This window comes from Desulfocurvibacter africanus subsp. africanus DSM 2603 (genome assembly GCF_000422545.1).
In the GTDB taxonomy this organism is placed as follows: domain Bacteria; phylum Desulfobacterota; class Desulfovibrionia; order Desulfovibrionales; family Desulfovibrionaceae; genus Desulfocurvibacter; species Desulfocurvibacter africanus.
In genome coordinates this window covers 1-17,757 of record NZ_AULZ01000023.1, presented here as the reverse complement: position 1 = coordinate 17,757, position 17,757 = coordinate 1, and the positions used below count along the sequence as shown (strand labels likewise).

At 63.7% G+C, this 17,757-nt stretch carries 15 protein-coding genes; 10 read left to right on the top strand and 5 right to left on the bottom strand.

What is annotated here, in order from left to right:
* The first annotated feature begins 377 nt into the window (after nucleotides 1-377).
* The 4 genes from nifE to H585_RS0114980 all read left to right on the top strand — a co-directional run bounded on the left by nifE (nucleotide 378) and on the right by H585_RS0114980 (nucleotide 5,692).
* Nucleotides 378-1,784 (top strand): nitrogenase iron-molybdenum cofactor biosynthesis protein NifE, encoded by a 1,407-nt coding sequence (gene nifE, locus H585_RS0114995; RefSeq protein WP_027368404.1) that lies wholly within the window; start codon nucleotides 378-380, stop codon nucleotides 1,782-1,784.
* A gap of 3 nt (nucleotides 1,785-1,787) precedes the next feature.
* On the top strand, nucleotides 1,788-3,152 hold the full coding sequence (locus H585_RS0114990; protein ID WP_027368403.1) for a nitrogenase component 1: 1,365 nt from the start codon (nucleotides 1,788-1,790) through the stop codon (nucleotides 3,150-3,152).
* A gap of 12 nt (nucleotides 3,153-3,164) precedes the next feature.
* A complete protein-coding gene (gene nifB / locus H585_RS0114985; RefSeq protein WP_027368402.1) occupies nucleotides 3,165-4,502 on the top strand; it encodes a nitrogenase cofactor biosynthesis protein NifB in 1,338 nt (445 codons plus the stop codon).
* 365 nt (nucleotides 4,503-4,867) lie between these two features.
* Entirely contained in the window at nucleotides 4,868-5,692 is an 825-nt protein-coding gene (locus H585_RS0114980) for a hypothetical protein (RefSeq protein ID WP_014259075.1), read from the top strand.
* Between the two features lie 431 nt (nucleotides 5,693-6,123).
* On the opposite strand, the gene H585_RS0114970 is transcribed toward H585_RS0114980, so the two are convergent.
* The 3 genes from H585_RS0114970 to H585_RS0114960 form a co-directional block, all read right to left on the bottom strand.
* The gene (locus H585_RS0114970; protein ID WP_244432567.1) at nucleotides 6,124-6,957 is read right to left on the bottom strand and encodes an ABC transporter permease; all 834 of its coding nucleotides are present in this window, start codon (nucleotides 6,955-6,957) and stop codon (nucleotides 6,124-6,126) included.
* A 135-nt stretch (nucleotides 6,958-7,092) separates the two neighbouring features.
* Nucleotides 7,093-7,398 (bottom strand): PGPGW domain-containing protein, encoded by a 306-nt coding sequence (locus H585_RS0114965; RefSeq protein ID WP_014259078.1) that lies wholly within the window; start codon nucleotides 7,396-7,398, stop codon nucleotides 7,093-7,095.
* A gap of 149 nt (nucleotides 7,399-7,547) precedes the next feature.
* On the bottom strand, nucleotides 7,548-8,711 hold the full coding sequence (locus H585_RS0114960; protein WP_027368400.1) for a geranylgeranyl reductase family protein: 1,164 nt from the start codon (nucleotides 8,709-8,711) through the stop codon (nucleotides 7,548-7,550).
* A 154-nt stretch (nucleotides 8,712-8,865) separates the two neighbouring features.
* Here H585_RS0114960 and H585_RS0114955 point away from each other — a divergent pair, with 154 nt between their 5' ends.
* Nucleotides 8,866-9,570 (top strand): HAD family hydrolase, encoded by a 705-nt coding sequence (locus tag H585_RS0114955; protein WP_027368399.1) that lies wholly within the window; start codon nucleotides 8,866-8,868, stop codon nucleotides 9,568-9,570.
* Between the two features lie 39 nt (nucleotides 9,571-9,609).
* Complete coding sequence (locus H585_RS0114950) at nucleotides 9,610-9,942, top strand: hypothetical protein (protein ID WP_027368398.1); 333 nt, start codon at nucleotides 9,610-9,612, stop codon at nucleotides 9,940-9,942.
* A 43-nt stretch (nucleotides 9,943-9,985) separates the two neighbouring features.
* Here the strand turns inward: H585_RS0114950 and H585_RS0114945 are convergent, their stop codons facing one another.
* Nucleotides 9,986-10,234 (bottom strand): EF-hand domain-containing protein, encoded by a 249-nt coding sequence (locus H585_RS0114945; protein ID WP_027368397.1) that lies wholly within the window; start codon nucleotides 10,232-10,234, stop codon nucleotides 9,986-9,988.
* Between the two features lie 412 nt (nucleotides 10,235-10,646).
* Between H585_RS0114945 and H585_RS0114940 the strand changes: the two genes are divergently transcribed.
* Nucleotides 10,647-11,399: an SDR family oxidoreductase gene (locus tag H585_RS0114940; RefSeq protein ID WP_005984842.1), complete on the top strand. Its 753-nt coding sequence runs from the start codon at nucleotides 10,647-10,649 to the stop codon at nucleotides 11,397-11,399.
* Nucleotides 11,400-11,621: 222 nt separating this feature from the next.
* On the opposite strand, the gene H585_RS0114930 is transcribed toward H585_RS0114940, so the two are convergent.
* Nucleotides 11,622-13,064 (bottom strand): DegQ family serine endoprotease, encoded by a 1,443-nt coding sequence (locus tag H585_RS0114930; protein ID WP_027368396.1) that lies wholly within the window; start codon nucleotides 13,062-13,064, stop codon nucleotides 11,622-11,624.
* Between the two features lie 355 nt (nucleotides 13,065-13,419).
* On the opposite strand from H585_RS0114930, the gene H585_RS0114925 reads away from it, so the two are divergent.
* The 3 genes from H585_RS0114925 to H585_RS22665 all read left to right on the top strand — a co-directional run.
* Nucleotides 13,420-15,258, top strand: a complete 1,839-nt coding sequence (locus tag H585_RS0114925) for an ABC transporter ATP-binding protein (RefSeq protein WP_027368395.1) — start codon at nucleotides 13,420-13,422, stop codon at nucleotides 15,256-15,258.
* A 164-nt stretch (nucleotides 15,259-15,422) separates the two neighbouring features.
* Entirely contained in the window at nucleotides 15,423-17,450 is a 2,028-nt protein-coding gene (locus H585_RS0114920) for an MASE3 domain-containing protein (protein WP_027368394.1), read from the top strand.
* 55 nt (nucleotides 17,451-17,505) lie between these two features.
* On the top strand, nucleotides 17,506-17,757 hold a 252-nt coding region (locus tag H585_RS22665; protein ID WP_138708205.1), incomplete at its 3' end, for a transposase.

Here is a 17,757-nt window from a genome sequence, read left to right as displayed (position 1 = left end):
CATGAGCCGCCATGCGTCGCTGCGGAGCGGGATGGCGGAGCCGCGATCCATTGTCGATTGACAGGGGGGTCCCGGACTGTCGCGGCTCGCGCCGGAATGACAGCAAGAACCCTGCCCAACCGAAAATCCAAGTCCTGCCTTTATAGGAAACCGCCAGGCAATGCATCTGCTACGTTTTTGAAGGCTTCCACCTTCACAAATGTAGGGCTTCAATTTAGCCCACGGCCTTCATATCAAAAATATCCTTTAATTACAGGCAAAAACCTGCATGGAACGCTCCTTGTACTAACAGGATGTCGCAAGGGCCGGGGGGTTCGTGACGGCAGGCGAGCCTGCCTGCGGGAGTCGACCCGGAAAAGCGGCCCAAGGAGCCGAAAATGGAAACCATCTTCGAGGAACGCCAGGACCAGATACAGGTCACGAACGCCGAGACGGCCTTCGAGATCGCCTGCAACAAGGACAGCCTCGCCGGGGCGGTCAGCCAACGGGCCTGCGTGTTCTGCGGCTCGCGCGTGGTGCTCTACCCCATCGCCGACGCCCTGCACCTGGTTCACGGGCCAATCGGCTGCGCGGCCTACACCTGGGACATCCGCGGCGCGTTGTCTTCGGGGCCGGAGCTGCACCGCCTGTCCTTCAGCACCGACTTGCGCGAAAGGGACGTCATCTTCGGAGGCGAGAAGAAGCTGTACGCCTCACTGGTCGAACTCCTCGACCGCCACCAGCCCAAGGCCGCTTTCGTCTACTCGACCTGCATCGTGGGCCTTATTGGCGACGATATTCTGGCCGTGTGCCGCAAGGTCACAGCGGAGAAAGGCATCCCGGTCATCCCGGTCATGTCCGAAGGCTTCAAGGGCAACAAGCGCGCCGGCTACCTGGCCGCCTGCCAGGCCATGGCCAGGCTGGTGGGCACGGGCGACACCACGGGCATATCGCCCATGTCCGTGAACATCCTGGGCGACTTCAACCTGGCCGGCGAAATTTGGCTCGTGCGCGAATACTTCAAGAAGATGGGCATCCAGGTCGTGGCCAACATCACGGGCGACGGCCGGGTAGACGACATCCGCCGCTGCCACGGCGCGGGGCTCAACGTGGTGCAGTGCTCGGGCTCGACCATGGACCTCGCCAAGATCATGCAGGACAAGTACGGCGTGCCCTTCATGCGCGTGTCCTACTTCGGCATCGAGGACATGGCCCAGGCCCTGTACGACATCGCCAAGGTCTTCCTGCCCCACGACCCCGACATCCTGCGCCGCACCCAGGAGCTGGTGCGCAACGAGCTGTCCGGGCTCATGCCCAGGCTCAAGGCCCTGCGCAAGGACCTGGAAGGCAAGAAGGCCGCCATCTACGTGGGCGGCGCGTTCAAGGCCTTCTCCCTGGTCAAGGCCTTTCGCCACCTGGGCATGAAGACCGTCATGGTCGGCTCCCAGACCGGCACCCAGGAAGATTACAAAGAGCTGGCCGAGATCACCGACGAGGGCACGATCATTATCGACGACGCCAACCCGCTGGAACTGTCCCGCATCGTCAAGGACAAGGACGTGGACATCCTGGTGGGCGGGGTCAAGGAACGGCCCATCGCCTACAAGCTCGGCGTGGGCTTCTGCGACCACAACCACGAACGCAAGCTGGCCCTGGAGGGCTTCGAGGGCATGTACAACTTCGCCCTGGAGGTCCACCGCACCGTAACCTGCCCAGTCTGGCGCTTCACGCCCCGCCGCTCCGGCGTGCCCATTGGCAAGGCCCCAGCCAGCGAAACATTTACCGCAACCAACGAGGAGGCCTAGGCCATGAAGGACGGCAAGCCCTACGTCTCCACCACCAACGCCTGCAAGCTGTGCAAGCCCCTTGGCGCGGCAGTAGCCTTCCGGGGCATCGAGGGCTGCGTGCCCTTCCTGCACGGCTCCCAGGGCTGCGCCACGTACATGCGGCGCTACGTCATCAGCCATTTCCGCGAGCCCGTGGACATCGCGTCCTCGGCTCTCGGCGAGAAGCATGCGGTCTACGGCGGCGGCCCGAACCTCAAGAAGGGGTTGCTCAACGTCATGCAGAAGTACGGCGCGCAGGTCATCGGCGTGGCCACGACCTGCCTGACCGAAACCATCGGCGACGACGTAGGCCAGATCCTGCGCGAGTTCCGCGCCGAGTTCGGCCAGGAGCTGAAGCTGCCCGAGCTGGTGCACGTGTCCACGCCCTCCTACGAGGGCACGCACATGGAAGGCTTCCACGCCGCCGTGCGCGCGGTGGTCGAGCAGCTCACCGAGTCTGATTTCGGCCCCAAGCACGGTCCCGTGGCCTGCCTGCCCGGCTTCGTCTCGGCCGAGGACCTGCGCGGGCTCAAGGCCCTGTTCGCGGACTTCGGCCTGCCCATAACGCTTTTGCCCGACTACTCCGAGTCTCTCGATGGCACGGCCGCGGCCGATTACGAGAAGCTGCCCCCCGGCGGCACGCCCGTGGCTGCCATCAAGGCCTTGGGCGGCTCGCGCGCCTGTATCGAATTCTCGCGTTGCCAGAAGGATTCGCTCCTGGCCGGCAGCGTGCTGCGCGACACGCACGCCGTGCCGTTGCAGCGCATGGGCCTGCCCATGGGCCTGCGCGCCAGCGACGAGTTTGTGCAGACCCTGGAGCACATCTCCGGCCGCCCAGCGCCCGAGGCCCTGGTCAAGGAGCGCGGTCGCCTGGTGGACGCCATGGTCGATGCGCACAAGTACATCTCGGGCCTAAAGGCCGTGGTCTACGGCGAGGAGGACCTGGCCGTGGGCCTGACGGCCCTGTTGGCCGAGGTCGGCATCCATCCCGTGCTCGTGGCCACGGGCGGCGAGCCCGCGCGCTTCGAAGAAGAGGTCGCGGCCGTGACCGAAGGGCTCGTGCCCATGCCCTTGGCGCTCAAGGGCGTGGACTTCTACGATATCGTCGACCAGGCCAAAACACTCGCGCCTGATATCGTGGTCGGAAACTCCAAGGGCTACCGCGTGCTTGCCCGCGAGCTGAACATCCCGCTGGTGCGCGTGGGCTTCCCCATCCACGACCGCTTCGGCGCGCAGCGCGTACGCCACATCGGCTACGCCGGAACCCAGGAGCTGTTCGACCGCATCGTCAACGCCGTGTTGGAGAAGCGCCAGGAGGAATCTCCTGTGGGCTTCATGTATATCTAGAGGAGACTCGCCATGACCATGACGCCCGATATCTCGCGCCACCCGTGCTTCAATAAGAGCGTATCCGGCCAGTGCGGCCGCATCCACCTGCCCGTGGCGCCCGCGTGCAACATCCAGTGCCGCTACTGCAACCGCAAGTACGACTGCGTGAACGAATCGCGGCCGGGCGTGACCTCGGGCGTGCTCACGCCGCCGCAGGCCGCGGCCTACCTGGACCGCGTGCTGGAAAAGGAGCCGCGCATCACCGTGGTGGGCATCGCCGGTCCCGGTGACCCCTTCGCCAATGCCGAGGCGACATTGGCGACTATCCGGCTCATCCGCGAGCGCCATCCCGAGATGCTCTTCTGCGTGTCCACCAACGGCCTGGGCCTGCCGCCATACCTGGACCGGGTCAAGGACGCCGGCATCACGCACATGACCGTGACGGTCAACGCCGTGGACCCGGCCGTGGGCAAGCGCTTCTACTCCTGGGTGCGCGACGGCGAGCGCACGCTGCACGGCCGCGAGGCCGCCGAGCTGCTGCTCATGCGCCAGCTGGAATCCATCCGGGGCCTCAAGGAGCGCGGCATCACGGTCAAGGTCAACACCATCCTCACGCCCGGTTACAACGACGGGCATATCGAGGAGCTGGCCAAGGCCATGGCCAGCATGAGCGTGGACATGCTCAACGTCATGCCCCTGCATCCCACGGCCGATACGCCTTTCGAAGGCATCCGCGAGCCGGATAAGGCTTTTGTCGAAAAACTCCGCAAGGCCGCCGAGCAACACCTGCCGCAGATGCGCCACTGTCGCCGCTGCCGGGCCGACGCCGTGGGCCTGCTGGGCAACGACCGCTCGGGCGAGTTCGCCGGTTGCCTGTCCGAGTGCGGCCGCACCGAGGACAGCGCCTGCGGCGGCCTGAAAGCCTTGCCCGTGGCCTCGGCCGTATCCGCCGCGCGCGCACATGCTTTTGACCGTCCGCACGTGGCCGTGGCCTCGCTGGAAGGCCTGCTGGTCAACAAGCACCTGGGCGAGTCCGAGAAATTCCAGATCTGGACGCGCACGGACAACGGCTACGAGATGATCGAGGAGCGCCCTGCCCCGGACATCGGCGCGGGACCCAAGCGCTGGTACGCCCTGGCCGATTCCCTGAGCGACTGCCGCGCCGTACTCGTGGCTCGGCTGGGCGAAACCCCGCGCGCCATCATGGAAGAGCAGGGCCTGTTGCCCGTGGAAACCGAAGGCTTCATCGAGGAGGCCCTGGACGCCGTGTACAACTCGGTCGATCCACGCGCCCTGCAGGCCCTGCGGCCCAAGAAACGCAAGACCTGCGCCGCTGGCTGCTCCGGAGGCGGAGAGGGCTGCGGTTAAAGCATACGGAGCATGAACTGGGAAGGGCTTTGCCCTCCCCATACCCCACCCACCAGGGGGTAACGACCCCCTGGACCCGCGCAACTCGTTTGCAAAGTGCCCCCAAGTATAATCCAGCCCCGTGAGCCCGGCCACCTTGGCCGGGCTCACTCTTTTTTGTCGTCTCGGGATCAGCAGGACCTTGAAAGAGGTTTCGGCTTATAATCATGGCTCCGACCCCTGAGCTTACATACAACAAGCATACGGGTGGAGCCGTACACAAGCGGTTTGGCGCAGGAGGGTACGCTTGGGTTCCGCCCGAAACCGACAAAGCAGTGCGCATGGCTGCGCCCATGCGTATGCACAAGGGTTAGGGGAGGAAAAACATGGCACGTTTCATCTTGGCCCTGATCATGGGCGCTTTCCTTGCAGCTCCAGCCTATGCGGCGGAGTCGACATTCGGTGATGGGACCATTTACTGGCCAGGTTCTCCGGAGGCCGAGGACGCGTATCCCGAACCGACCGACCACAACACCCAGGACCACTACGGCACGCCCGACATAACCGGCGGCGTGGCCAGCGCCACCGACGGGCTCGATTCAGTGCAATTCAACATCGTGATCACGCGGGAAGCCGACTGGACCGAGGAGCTGTGGCGCAACGTGTGGTTCGTTCTGTATCCCGGCGACCTGTTCCTGGACACGAACTCCGACGGCGTGTGGGAATACGTGGTGGTCATGAATCCGGACAAGACGGATTGGACGCCCATCGACACGTATGTCAGCAATACCCAGTTCGGTCTCAACCGCGACGCGGGGCTGTACCCGCTGCACAGGTTCACGGCTCCGCTGCAGGCTCCGTTCACGGGCGCATACCCGTATCATGAGACCATCAAGCCCGCTAACTTCCGCCCGCGCTACGACCATCCCATATGGGCCGACATGGGCTCCGGCTACATGGGCGCGCAGGTGGGCTCCGTGCAGTTCAGCGGCTGGCCGACCTTCCCCGAAGGCTACAACATGGAGCCTCTGCCCGTAACCTTCGACTTCAACACCACGAGCCTGCAGGGGTTGAACATCCCCACCAACAACCTGACCATCGGCTTCACCATCAGCACCGCCAGCGACGTGATTCTGCAGCAGGTCTCCGTCGCCAGCGGCGAGCACAGGCCTTGCCCCATTTCCGTGCCGAACATGCTCCTTCTGCAGTAGCCAGCATCCTCTAACAGCCACGGGGGCGACAGCCCCCGGCAAACCCCGTCAAGCTATGCCTCGACGGGGTTTGCCGCCTTCAGGATGTATCTCCACGGCCTCTTCCCCATCTCGTAATGATACCGCCTCTTTCGTATGCGAACGCTTTTGGCTTCGGCCAAACCAACGGTTAAAGCACCTTGCAAATAAAATGAGGGTGCAGGGAAATCATTTCTTTGGCGGGAGAGAGTCTAAGAGAGGCGGCGCCCTCGCCCAGGTCAAATCCAAACGGATCTAGTGCATGGAGCGGGAGTAGGCAAAATCGCATGGTCTTGCCGCGCTCCCGGAGCTCCTCCTCGGATGCTGCAAACCCTTTTGCGCAATACTGCAATTATTCGCGTTTCCAGGAAGCCGTGGCCCCTAATATCATCCTGGTCTTGGATGCCTAAGCACTACAGAATGCGGGGATAAACTCGGTCCAGGCGCGCAAGCAAGAGCGCGGCGACGAGGCACAAGACCAGACCGACGGCCGCAGCGAAGGCCAGGGCCTGCGCGTCTGGCCAGGCGCCTTCAATGAGCACGCTACGGTAACCGGCGATGAGCGTGGCCATGGGGTTCAGATGAAAGACCAGCATGTGCTTGGGCAGGAGCACCGTGCGGATGTCGAAGAAGATGCCCGAGACGAAGAAGCCCACCTGCAGCGCCGTGGCGACGAGGAAACGCATGTCCGGGACAAAGGGAACCACCGCAGCCAGCACCGCGGCTAGGCCGTAGCAAACCAGGAATTGGGCGGCCATGAGCGCCGGCAGGGCCAGGTAGGCTCTTGTGGGAGGGAAGCCCGTGGCCCACAGGAACAGGAGCAGCAGGCCGAGCACGATGAGGAACTTGAAGTAGTCGGTCAGGGCCACGACCATGGGAAAGAAACTCTTGGGCAGGTAGGCTTGGAGCACGATGCCCTTGCTGTTGATGATGGAGTTGCTTCCATTGGCCACGGTGCTCCCGAACCACTTCCACACGCTCACCCCGACGAGCAGGAACTGCACGAAATTCGGCGTATCGCGGTTCATGAAGATGCCGAAGACCAGATAGAGCACGGCCATGTTCAGCACAGGCTCGAAAACCCACCACAGATAGCTGATGTAGTAGCGCCGCACCTCGGAAGCCAGGTCGGCGAAAACTCGGTAAAAGACGAGGCTCCACCAGCCGTACAAGGTCAGCATGGTCCAGCGGTCCGGCCCGGAACGTCCCTGGGTCCTGGGACGTTCCGTGACCGGCGGGAGGACCATGCCGTTGCGCAAGGCTCTTTCGGGTATTCCCAGCATCGGCCAGTTATAGTGGAACGTAGCGGGTGCGTCCAGCGGCGGGGAAATAAATCAGGGTCTGGGAGGGCAAAGCCCTTCCCAGTTCTTATGCGGTTCGCCTTATCTGGCGCGGAACTTGTTCACGATGCGCCAGCCCTGGATCTCCGCGCGGTCGAGCAGGCAGGCTACGCGGCGCGAACGGGCGGCGAGGATGGCAAAGGCAAGCAGAAAGAAGACAAAGGCCGGGCCGGGCAGCACGGACAACACCGCACCCACGACTAGTAGCACGGCGGCAAGGACGTAGTACATGGTGCGCCGGGCGGGGTGCATCTGGCTGTCCCTGCTCCGGCGGTGGTAGTTGCGAAAACGCGCTCCGGGCCGGTCGTGGATGACCTCGCGCACGGTGCGCTTCATTCGTTTCAGCATGGGCCGGGCCTCCTTTGGTCCTTGGCTGTTTTGGAAACGATTCTCCGACAGGCCAATGGAACATTCATATAGGGCTGGAACGAGGTTGGGGCAAGCCAGGCACTCGCGCAGGACGATGGCAGGCTGGCAGCCTTCGGTTTCCTGAACGGCTACGCGTCGGGCAGGGCCTTGAGGGTCAAGCCGGGCAGACGCCGGGCGATGTAGGCCAGGAAGCTCGGGTAGCCGCGCTTGGCCGCGGCCACGTCCAAAAAGGCCGACAGGCAACCCGGATCCAGCAGAATGGCCTGATACAAGCTGGCGGGCAGCAGGTCGTGGATACGCAGAGCCAGAAGCGAATGGCGCAGTTGGCGCAGCAGCGGCCGACACAGGTCAGTGTAGATGCGTTCCAGCCCACCCGCCCCGTCCTTTTCTTTATCCAGATCTCCATGTGCCAGGGCCAGGGCCGCGGCATGTCCCGCTGCCGCGCCCGAGAGCAGGGCGTAGGCTATGCCTTCGCAGGTGAAGGCGTCGGCGAAGCCGCCCGCGTCGCCGGCCAGCAGCACTCGACCCGAAGCCAGACGCCGCTTGAGGCCGCCCAGGGGAACTATGTGCCCGCGCAGGGGCAGGTCCGCGTCGAATCCGTGTCCGCCGAGATAGCCGCCCAGAATCCGCCGGGGACCATGGCAATGTCCGGGCATGGCGCTCAGACCCACGCTGGCGCTTTCGCGGCGGGGGAATATCCAGGCGTAGCCCGTGCGGGTCAGGCCGGTTTCGATGTGCATGAGGCCGTGGTCGTCCACTTGGCCGTTCAGAGTCGAATCCGTGCTCACGCAGATCCAGAAACGCTCGCCGTTAATCGGCCGCACCACTCGCTTGAGCCTGCCGGACGCGCCCTCGGCGATGACGGCCAGGCGGCCCGACCACGTCTCGCGGCCAGCGCTGATGGCGACGCTGCTCCTGTCCTGCGTCACGGCCTCCACCCGCCGGCCCAGCTCCACGCGTGCGCCGGCGGCCGCCGCCGCATGCAGCAGCAGGCTGTCGAAACGCTCGCGCAGCACCGTCACGGCCACGGGCCAGGGCTTGCGCACCTCTACGCTGCGGCCCGCGATAGTGATGCGCGCACCCATGAGCGGACGCTCGATCACGGACTCGGGAAGCCGGAGCCCCACCGAGGCAAGGGCATCGAGGGCGCGTAGGGTAAGCCCTCCGCCGCACGGCTTGGCGCGGGGAAACAGGTCCTTGTCCAGGAGCAGCGTCTTGAGGCCGGACTGGGCGGCCTGACGGGCGGCCATGGATCCGGCCGGCCCGGCTCCGATGACGATGAGGTCGTACATGCTCGCCTGGCGGCCCGAAGGCGCGCGGTCTCTGGTTCGCGAAGGCCCAACCATACTCGTGTAACGCACCTTTCGGCCCGAGGCCAGCCTTGGCGGCTGACTTCGACATCTGACCGCTCTTGACTCCGGGAGACCTAATGGCCAATTGAGTCCGATGCGCAGCACACCCTTTCAGGCCTTGATTTTCGATTTCGACGGCACCCTGGCCGCCCTGACCATCGATTTCGCGCTCATGAAGCAGCGGCTGGCGGCCCTGGCCGAGGTCTTCCTGGAAGAATCCATCTCGCCCGACGGCCTGCCCGCCCTGGAATGGGTCGAACAGCTGGCCGCCACGGTCATGTCCCGCCACGGCCGGGAACTCTCCCTGGAGTTCCACACCCGCTGCCGCTTCCTGATTATGGACATGGAGATAAAGGCCGCGTCGCAGGGTTCCCTTTTCCCCACCACTCGCTCCATGCTCACCCGATTGCGCGGCTGCGGCGCGCGCACCGCGGTCATTACCCGCAACTGCACGCCCGCAGTGACAGCCGTGTTCCCGGACATCGCCCAGCGTGTGGATTGCCTGCTTCCACGCGAGAGCGTGGTAAGGGTCAAACCCGATCCGGAGCACCTGCTGACCGCGCTGGAGCGGCTGGCCGTGCCGCCCGAGGCCGCGCTCATGATCGGCGACCATCCCATGGACGTGCTCACGGGCCGGCGCGCGGGCACGGCCACGGCGGCCGTGGCCAGCGGACGGACCCTGCCGGAGGAGCTTCACGCCAGCGGGCCGGACTTCCTGGCTCGGGACTGCGCCGGGCTCATGGCCTTGCTCGAGGACCGGAACCTGCTGCCGCAAACTTGCGCGGTCGCTGGTCATTGAAACCATGAGCGTGCACCACGCAGGAAGGCAAGATTTGCAATGAGACTGATACCGCACAAGGCGCTGCAGCTTATGCTCTGCAAAGCGCTCAACCTGACACTAGCGCGAGGGTACGGTAAGGTGTTGAAGCTTGAGTTCGATCCAAAGACAAAGTCATTGAAGGCCAAGGTGCTGCTGGAGGGTGAATCCGAGCCCATCGACCTGGAGATAGGCAAGTTCGAGATGACCGTGCGCGACGGCACGGGTCATATTCTGCTGAGCGAGATCAAGACCTCGCGGCCGTGGTTGACGACCTTGTGCTCCAGGCTGCTGGAGAACCGCCCCATCAAGGTCGATCCCGCCGTCTGCAGCTGCCTGTCCCTGATCCTTTAAGCGGTTTTCCTCGGAGCGCGCCGAACTGTCGGCGCGCTCGCCATTATCGGCTACGGGGCACGAAGCGCTTCCACTCGTTCGCGTCCAGCACCCCGTCCCTGTTCTTGTCAAAAGTCTCGAAGTATTCCTCGTCCACGCCGGGGTAAGTGACAAAGACCTCCTCGAAGGAAATCCATCCGTCGTGGTCCTTGTCCATGGCTGCGAAGGAGCGCTTGGCCAGAGCCAGGCCTGGGGAAACGGACCAGGCGGTCAGAGCCGCCACGAGGCCAATAATCATAACGAGTCGCTGCACGTCGCTCAACCTCTCTGAAAGTCAGTCTTTCGGTTCCTGTCCGCAGCTTGCGGCCGATCCATCAACCGCAGAGGCCGCCACGCGGCCACAATTCTAGCTGCAAAAACCTGGCCCGCCAGCGATCCCACGCTCCGCCACATGCGGCCGCACGGGCTGCATGATCTTTCGCGGCCCCGGTCGCTCGCAAGGCATCCTGATTGTTCCGCTTCCCGACAGATTGTGCTAAAGTCGGCTTTTTCGTCAAGAAGGGCAAGGAGTCAGGCTATGCCACTCCGGCATTCCAGGCCTAATTCCGTTCGCAGGGACGGAAACCTGGAAAGGCTTGGCGAGGATACCTCTCCGCACGTGATCAGCGATCCGAGGCTTATGGGAGCCTGCCCACGTAGCTCGACAAACAGCAATGGAGCAAAAAATGACAAAGACCATTTGTATTACAGGCGCCACGGCGGGCTTCGGCGCGGCCTGCGCGCGAAAGTTCGCCGCCGGCGGCTGGCGTCTCGTGCTCACGGGCCGGCGGCACGAGCGCCTGGAAGCCCTGCGCGCCGAGCTGTCCGGCGTGCCCGTTCATCTGGCGGTGTTCGACGTTCGCGACAAGGCCGCCTGCGAGCGCGAACTGAATGCGCTGCCCCAGGGCTTCGGGGATATCGATGTGCTCGTGAACAACGCCGGCTTGGCCCTGGGCTTGGAGCCGGCTTGGGAATGCAGCCTGGAGGATTGGGAAACCATGGTGGACACGAACATCAAGGGCCTGCTGCACATGACCCGGCTGGTCCTGCCGGGCATGGTGGCGCGAGGCCGCGGCCACGTGGTCAACCTGGGCTCCATCGCCGGCGACTATCCCTATCCCGGGGGCAATGTGTACGGAGCCACCAAGGCCTTCGTCAAGCAGTTCTCCCGCAACCTGCGCGCTGACCTGCACGGCAAGGGCGTGCGCGTGACCAACATCGAGCCCGGCATGGCCGAGAGCGAATTCTCGCTGGTGCGCTTCCAGGGCGACGCCGAGAAGGCCGGCAAGGTCTATGACAAATGCCAGCCGCTCACGCCCGAGGACATCGCCGAGTGCATCTGGTGGGTCTGCACGCTCCCCGCGCACATGAACATCAACCGCCTTGAGGTCATGCCCACCTGCCAATCCTTTGGACCGCTGCCCGTGGCCAGGGGCTAAAACATACCGCATGATAACCGGGAAGGGCTTTGCCCTTCCCGGACCCCGTCCCACCGGGAGCCTTTCAAGATAAGAGGATGCCCTGGACCCCGCTTTTCTTTTTGCAAACAAACAAGATGGGTTCCTTGCCGGACCGCCAAAGCGGCAAGGCCCCGGTTTCCCGGGGCCTTCCGCTGGTCGTGTGAAGGAGGCGATGGGGTGCTATGTGCGGGCCTGTCGGCCTTACTGTCCCATGGGAATAGTCACGAACAGGTTCTGGCCGCGCCGTGAGAGCAGCAGCAGGGCTACGCCCTTGCGCTTGGCATCTTCGTTGATGATGCGCTGAGCCTCGGCCGGGTTGTTCACGGGCTGCTGGTTGATCTCCAGGATCACGTCGCCGGGGGCAACGCCGTTCTCTTCGGCTGGCGAACCGGGGGCCACGGCCTGTACGAGCACGCCTCGGCCCGGCTCCACGCCCAGAGCGCTGGCTTCCTGGTCCGTAAGCTTGCGCATGGACATGCCCAAAAGCTCGCCGCCGGGCTGCTGCGGCCCAGGCTGGCCGGGCTGCATCTGGCCCAGGGCCTCGGCCGAACGCTTGGCCAGCTTGACCGTGTACTCCTTCTGCTTACCGCCGCGCCAGACCGTGAGCTTCACGCGCTCGCCCGGAGGCATGGCGCCTATGCGCATGGTAAGCGTGCGGGAGTCCTCCACCGGCTGGCCGTTTACGCGGGTAATGACATCGCCCTGCCGGATGCCTGCCTCGGCGGCCGGGCTTCCGGGACTGACAGAAGCCACCAGCGCGCCTTGCGCCTCCTTAAGGCCCAGGGCCTTGGCCGTGTTGGCGTCCATGTCCTGGATGGCCACGCCCAGTAGGCCGCGGCGTACCTCGCCATGTTCGCGCAACTGCTGGATCACGCTCTTGGCGATGTCGCTCGGCACGGCGAAGCCGATGCCCTGGCCCGTGGCCACGATGGCCGTGTTGATGCCGATTACCTTGCCGGCCATGTTGATGAGCGGACCGCCGGAGTTGCCGGGGTTGATGGAGGCGTCGGTCTGGATGAAGTTGTCGTAGGGCCCTGCGCCGATGACCCGGCCCTTGGCGCTGATGATGCCGGCCGTGACGCTGTGGTCCAGGCCGAAGGGGTTGCCCACGGCCAGCACCCATTCGCCCACCTTGGCCTGCTCGGAATTGCCGAACTCCAGCGGGACGAGCCGAGTCTTGGGCTCGATCTTGATCAGGGCCAGGTCGGTTTCGGGATCGGTGCCTATGACCTTGGCAGGATAGGTATCCTTGCCGTCATCCAGGAGCACCTCAATGGAGGCGGCGTCCTGCACCACGTGGTTGTTGGTGACGATGAAACCGTCCTGGGAGATGATGAACCCGGAGCCCAGGGAGGCCTGGGGCCTGGGCATGGGCATGCCTTCGCCGAAGAAGTCGCGGAAAAATTCCTCCAACGGATTGCGGCCTCGGGGACCTTGGGGTCCCTGGGGGCCCTGGCGCATGGCCGGCCCGCCTTCGGGCATCGCCACCTTGGAGCTGATGTTGACCACCGACGGCGCGGCTTTCTCGGCCAGGTCGGTGAATTCGGGGAGGCTCGCAGCCTGTACGCCCGCGGCCGTGACAAGCGCGAGGGTCAGGGTCAAGATCGGGGCTATAGGGAAAAACCTGTGCACGCGTGGACTCATATCTACTCCTTTGCAGCGCATGTCGATGAAATCGTAAGCATCCTAGCTTTCCTGACAATATCCTCCCCATTAAGTTTCTGTAACTATATGCCGTGAAATGCAAGAATTTACTCCGCCGTAGAGTCGTGCAGCCCGCATCCGGAAGGTTCCTCCCGACCGGATCGGGCCGCAATGTCCGCCTCGATTCGCCGCAATGCATGCCATGCAATCGTCCCCTTGCCGCACTGCAGGGGTCCGGGGAAATCGCCTCCCCCGGGCGGGGTTCGGGGCGGCAGCCCTGATTCGTCTTCTCTTGGACCAAGGCCACCGGCTGGTGTAGCATGGCCTTTCCCCTGACTGGGGAAAAGGAGCGCCCATGAACAGCTGGTCCCTGCTGGCCCGGGCCATGAGCTTCGCCAGACCGCACGCCGCCGCGGCCGCCGTGATCCTCGTGCTGACCCTGCTCGTGGCCGGAGCCGGCGCCGTGGACCCCTTGGTCATGAAATACATTTTCGACAGCCTCACGGGGCCGCAGGCCTCCGAAGGGCTGTTTTTCGGTGTGGCCCTGCTGGCCGGGCTGGCCCTTGGCCGCGAGATCGTGCAGGCCTTGTCAAACTGGCTCACCTGGCGCACGCGCCTGCGCATCCACTACCGGCTCCTGGACGAAACCGTGAGCCGACTGCACCGCCTGCCCCAGGACTACCAGCGCAAGGAGGGCGTGGGCGCCATCATGACCCGCCTGGACCGCTCCATCCAGGGCTTCATCGGCGCGGTGAGCGAGATATCCTTCAGCGTGCTGCCCTCGTTGTTCTACCTGGCCCTGGCACTAACGGCCATGCTGCGCCTGGACGCATTGCTGACCGTGGTGGTGGTGGCCTTCGCGCCTCTCCCGGCCATCATCGCGGCCCTGTCCGCCCCGAACCAGACGCGGCGCGAGAAAATTCTCCTGGACAGCTGGGCCGGCATCTACTCCCGCTTCAACGAGGTGCTCTCTGGCATCATGACAGTGCGCAGTTTCGCCATGGAGGACTATGAGAAGCGCCGTTTCCTGCGCGGGGTGCGCGAAGCCAACCGCGTGGTTACGCGCGGCGTGGGCTTCGACACCTCCGTGGGCGCGCTACAGGGCATGGTGGTGGCGGCGGCGCGCATTACGGCCATCGGGCTGGGCGGAGTGCTCGTGTACCAGGGCGACATCACCCTGGGCACGGTGGTGGCATTCCTGGGCTACGTGGGCGGTCTGTTCGGCCCTGTGCAGGGGCTCACGGGCATATACCGCACGATCAAGACCGCGGGCGTCTCGCTCTCCCAGATATTCGAGATCCTGGACCGCGAGGACGCTTTGGGCGACGCGCCCGACGCCGTGGACGCGCCAATCTTGAGCGGGCTGGTGGAGTTCCGCCACGTGACCTTCTGTTATGGCCGTGCGCCTGTATTGCAGGACGTGAACCTGCGCGCCATGCCGGACCAGACCATCGCCCTTGTAGGCCCGAGCGGCGCGGGGAAAACCACGCTCATGGCGCTACTGCAACGATTTCATGACCCGCAGCAGGGCTCCGTGCTCGTGGACGGCCTGGATGTCCGACGACTCAGGCAGAAGACCCTGCGCCGCCAGATCGGCGTGGTGCTCCAGGAAGCTCTATTGTTCAACGAGAGCGTGCGCGACAACATCGCCTACGGCCGGCCCTCGGCCAGCCGGGAGGAAATCGAGGAGGCCGCGCGCATGGCCAATGCCCATGAATTCATAACAGCCCTCGAGCAGGGCTACGACACGCCAGTGGGCGAGCGCGGCAGCCGCCTGTCCGGCGGCGAACGCCAACGCATCGCCATCGCCAGGGCTTTGCTCAAGCAGCCTCCCATCCTCATCCTGGACGAAGCGACCTCGGCCCTGGACGCCGAAACCGAGGCCCGCATTCAGGAAGCCGTGGCGCGGCTCATCCGCGGACGCACGACCTTCGTCATTGCCCACCGCCTGTCCACGGTGGTGGACGCGGACCGCATCTGCGTCATACGCGGCGGGCGCATAGAGGAATCCGGCACGCATGACGAGTTGCTGGCGCGATGCGGCTACTATGCCTACCTCGTGGAGCGCCAGGTGGGCGGGCTGCTGCCCTCGGACCGGCGTTCCGGCTTCGAGCGGCGCCGCATGGATCGCAACGCGCCGGAAAGGCGAGCGGCGGACCTCGGCTGGTTCCCGCCTGCCGCCGAGGCTGGCTAAGTTAAAAACCAAAATCATATGGAATTGACTTGCCAGAACTGGATGGGCTTTCTAAGTAAGGAATCTCAAGAGCACTGACGAGTACTCGACCACCGCATCCGGTCTTTTCGTCGCCTTGCGTCGCGGGAGGCCTTTCCATCATATTTTATCCATAGGCAATTGAAATGGCTTACGATATTACCGCACACCGGCAAGATCGCCATCGCCAGGCGCCCCTGTTGGCCTTGGCGACTCTGGCGATCGCCGGCTTGTTCCTCACCAGACTCCACAGCTATCTGCTCTTCCACGGACTGGTGGAGATGTTCAGCGTGGCCGTGGCCCTGGGCATCTTCTTCGTGGCCTGGAACACGCGCGCCATCGCCCGCAACCATTACATCACCTTTGTCGGTATCTCCTTCTTCTTCATAGCCGTCCTGGATATCGTGCACATCCTGGCCTACAAGGGCATGAACGTCTTTCCCGGCCATGGGGCCAATCTGGCCACGGAGCTGTGGATCGTTTCCAGCTACATGCAGGCCGTCTCGCTGCTGATCGCTCCAGTGTTCCTCGTCCGCAAGCTATGGGCTGAAAAGGTGCTCCTGACCTATTTCGCCCTGACCGCGGCGCTGCTCGCAAGCGTATTCATCGGGTGGTTCCCCGAATGCTACGTGGAGGGAGTCGGCCTTACCCCCTTCAAGGTCTGGAGCGAGTACATCATCAGCCTCATCCTGGTGGCCGCTGCGGCATTCCTGCACCTTCGCCGCCAGAATTTCGCCCCTTACGTCTATAGATATCTCCTGGCCTCCATGGTGCTCTCCGTGATTGCCCACCTGGCCTTCACCCTCTACGTGGACGTCTACGGCATCCTGAACGTTCTAGGACACGTCCTGAAGGTCGGCTCGTACTTCTTCTTCTACAAGGCCCTGGTGGAGACGAGCCTGCGCAGGCCCCTCGATTTTCTATTCTGGGAATTGGCGCAGCAGAGAGAGGAGCTGACACTCGCCAAGGAGGAAGCCGAGCGGGCCAACAGGGCCAAGAGCGAATTCCTGGCCAACATGAGCCACGAGATACGCACGCCCATGAACGGCGTGCTGGGCATGAGCAGGCTGGCGCTGGACATGAGCAGCGAGGCGCAGGTCCGGGAGTGCCTGGAGCTGGTCAGGCAGTCGGGCGAAAACCTGATGGACATCATCAACGACATCCTCGATCTCTCCAAGATCGAGGCCGGCAAAATAGATTTCCAGCATACCAACTTTGACCTCGGCCAGACCCTGGAGGCCACGTTCAAGCCCCTGCAGATCATGGCCGCACAAAGGGGGCTCGCCTTCGAGAGCGACATGGACCCGGCCGTCCCGGTCCAACTGCTCGGCGATCCCGGCAGGCTGCGGCAGGTGCTCACCAACCTGATCGGCAACGCCATCAAGTTCACGCGCAAGGGCGGCATAAAGGTCAAAGTCGCACTCCAGGGGCAGCAGGAAACGGAAAGTGCCCACCTGCTGTTCGAGGTGCGCGACAGCGGCGTCGGCATTCCCGCGGAGAAACTGGACAGGATCTTCGAAAGCTTCTCCCAGGTGCATCACGCTCCCGATCTGGAGCAGGGCGGCACGGGTCTCGGGCTGGCTATATCCAAGGAACTCGTGCGCATGATGGGCGGCCGAATCCAAGTCGAGAGCGAGGTCGGCAAGGGCAGCACGTTCTCCTTCACCGCCGCCTTCGGGTCCGTGGTGCAAGCCCCGGCACCGGCGTTCCAGGCCCAACCGACCATCCTAAGGCAATGGCGAGGCGTCAAGGTGCTGCTGGCCGAGGACAACGACGTCAACGCGCTGCTCGCCGAAGAGCTGCTAAGGCGCAGGGGGCATGAGGTGCTGCGAGTGCAGGATGGTCTGGAAGCCCTGCAGGCCCTGCAGCGGGAACCCTTCGACCTTGTGCTCATGGACTGGCGGATGCCCAAGCTGGACGGCCTGGAAGCCACCAAGATCATCCGGCGCTCGCCGCCTCCGGGCGTTGACCCGGACATACCCATCATCGCCGTCACGGCCAGCGCCTTGGAGGAGCACAAGCAATTGCTGCTCGAAAGCGGCATGAACGGGTATATAGCCAAGCCAATTGATCTGGACGAATTCGACACGTTACTTTCCGAAATATTGGGAACAAGCTCAGCCCGAAAGGCGGCTTCCGATAAACGCCCGGAGTTGGCCATGGCTGCCTTGTGATCTAGGGCCTGTTAACTCTACTTGTCATTGTCTAATCTCTGGCTAGCTTGTTGGTATGCAAATAACCAGAGAGCAGTATCAACGCATCGCGGATAGCTTCCCTCGGCAGCGGGGCAATGTCTCTCTAGATAACCTGCAAGTTATTAACGCCATTTTGTATGTTCTAGAACAAGGTTGCAAGTGGCGCGGATTGCCTAAGCACTTTGGAAACTGGCATTCCATATATACTCGCATGAACCGTTGGAGCAAAAGCGGTGTTCTAGATAGAATATTTACGCGGCTCCAGGAAGAGCAGATGATCTCAATC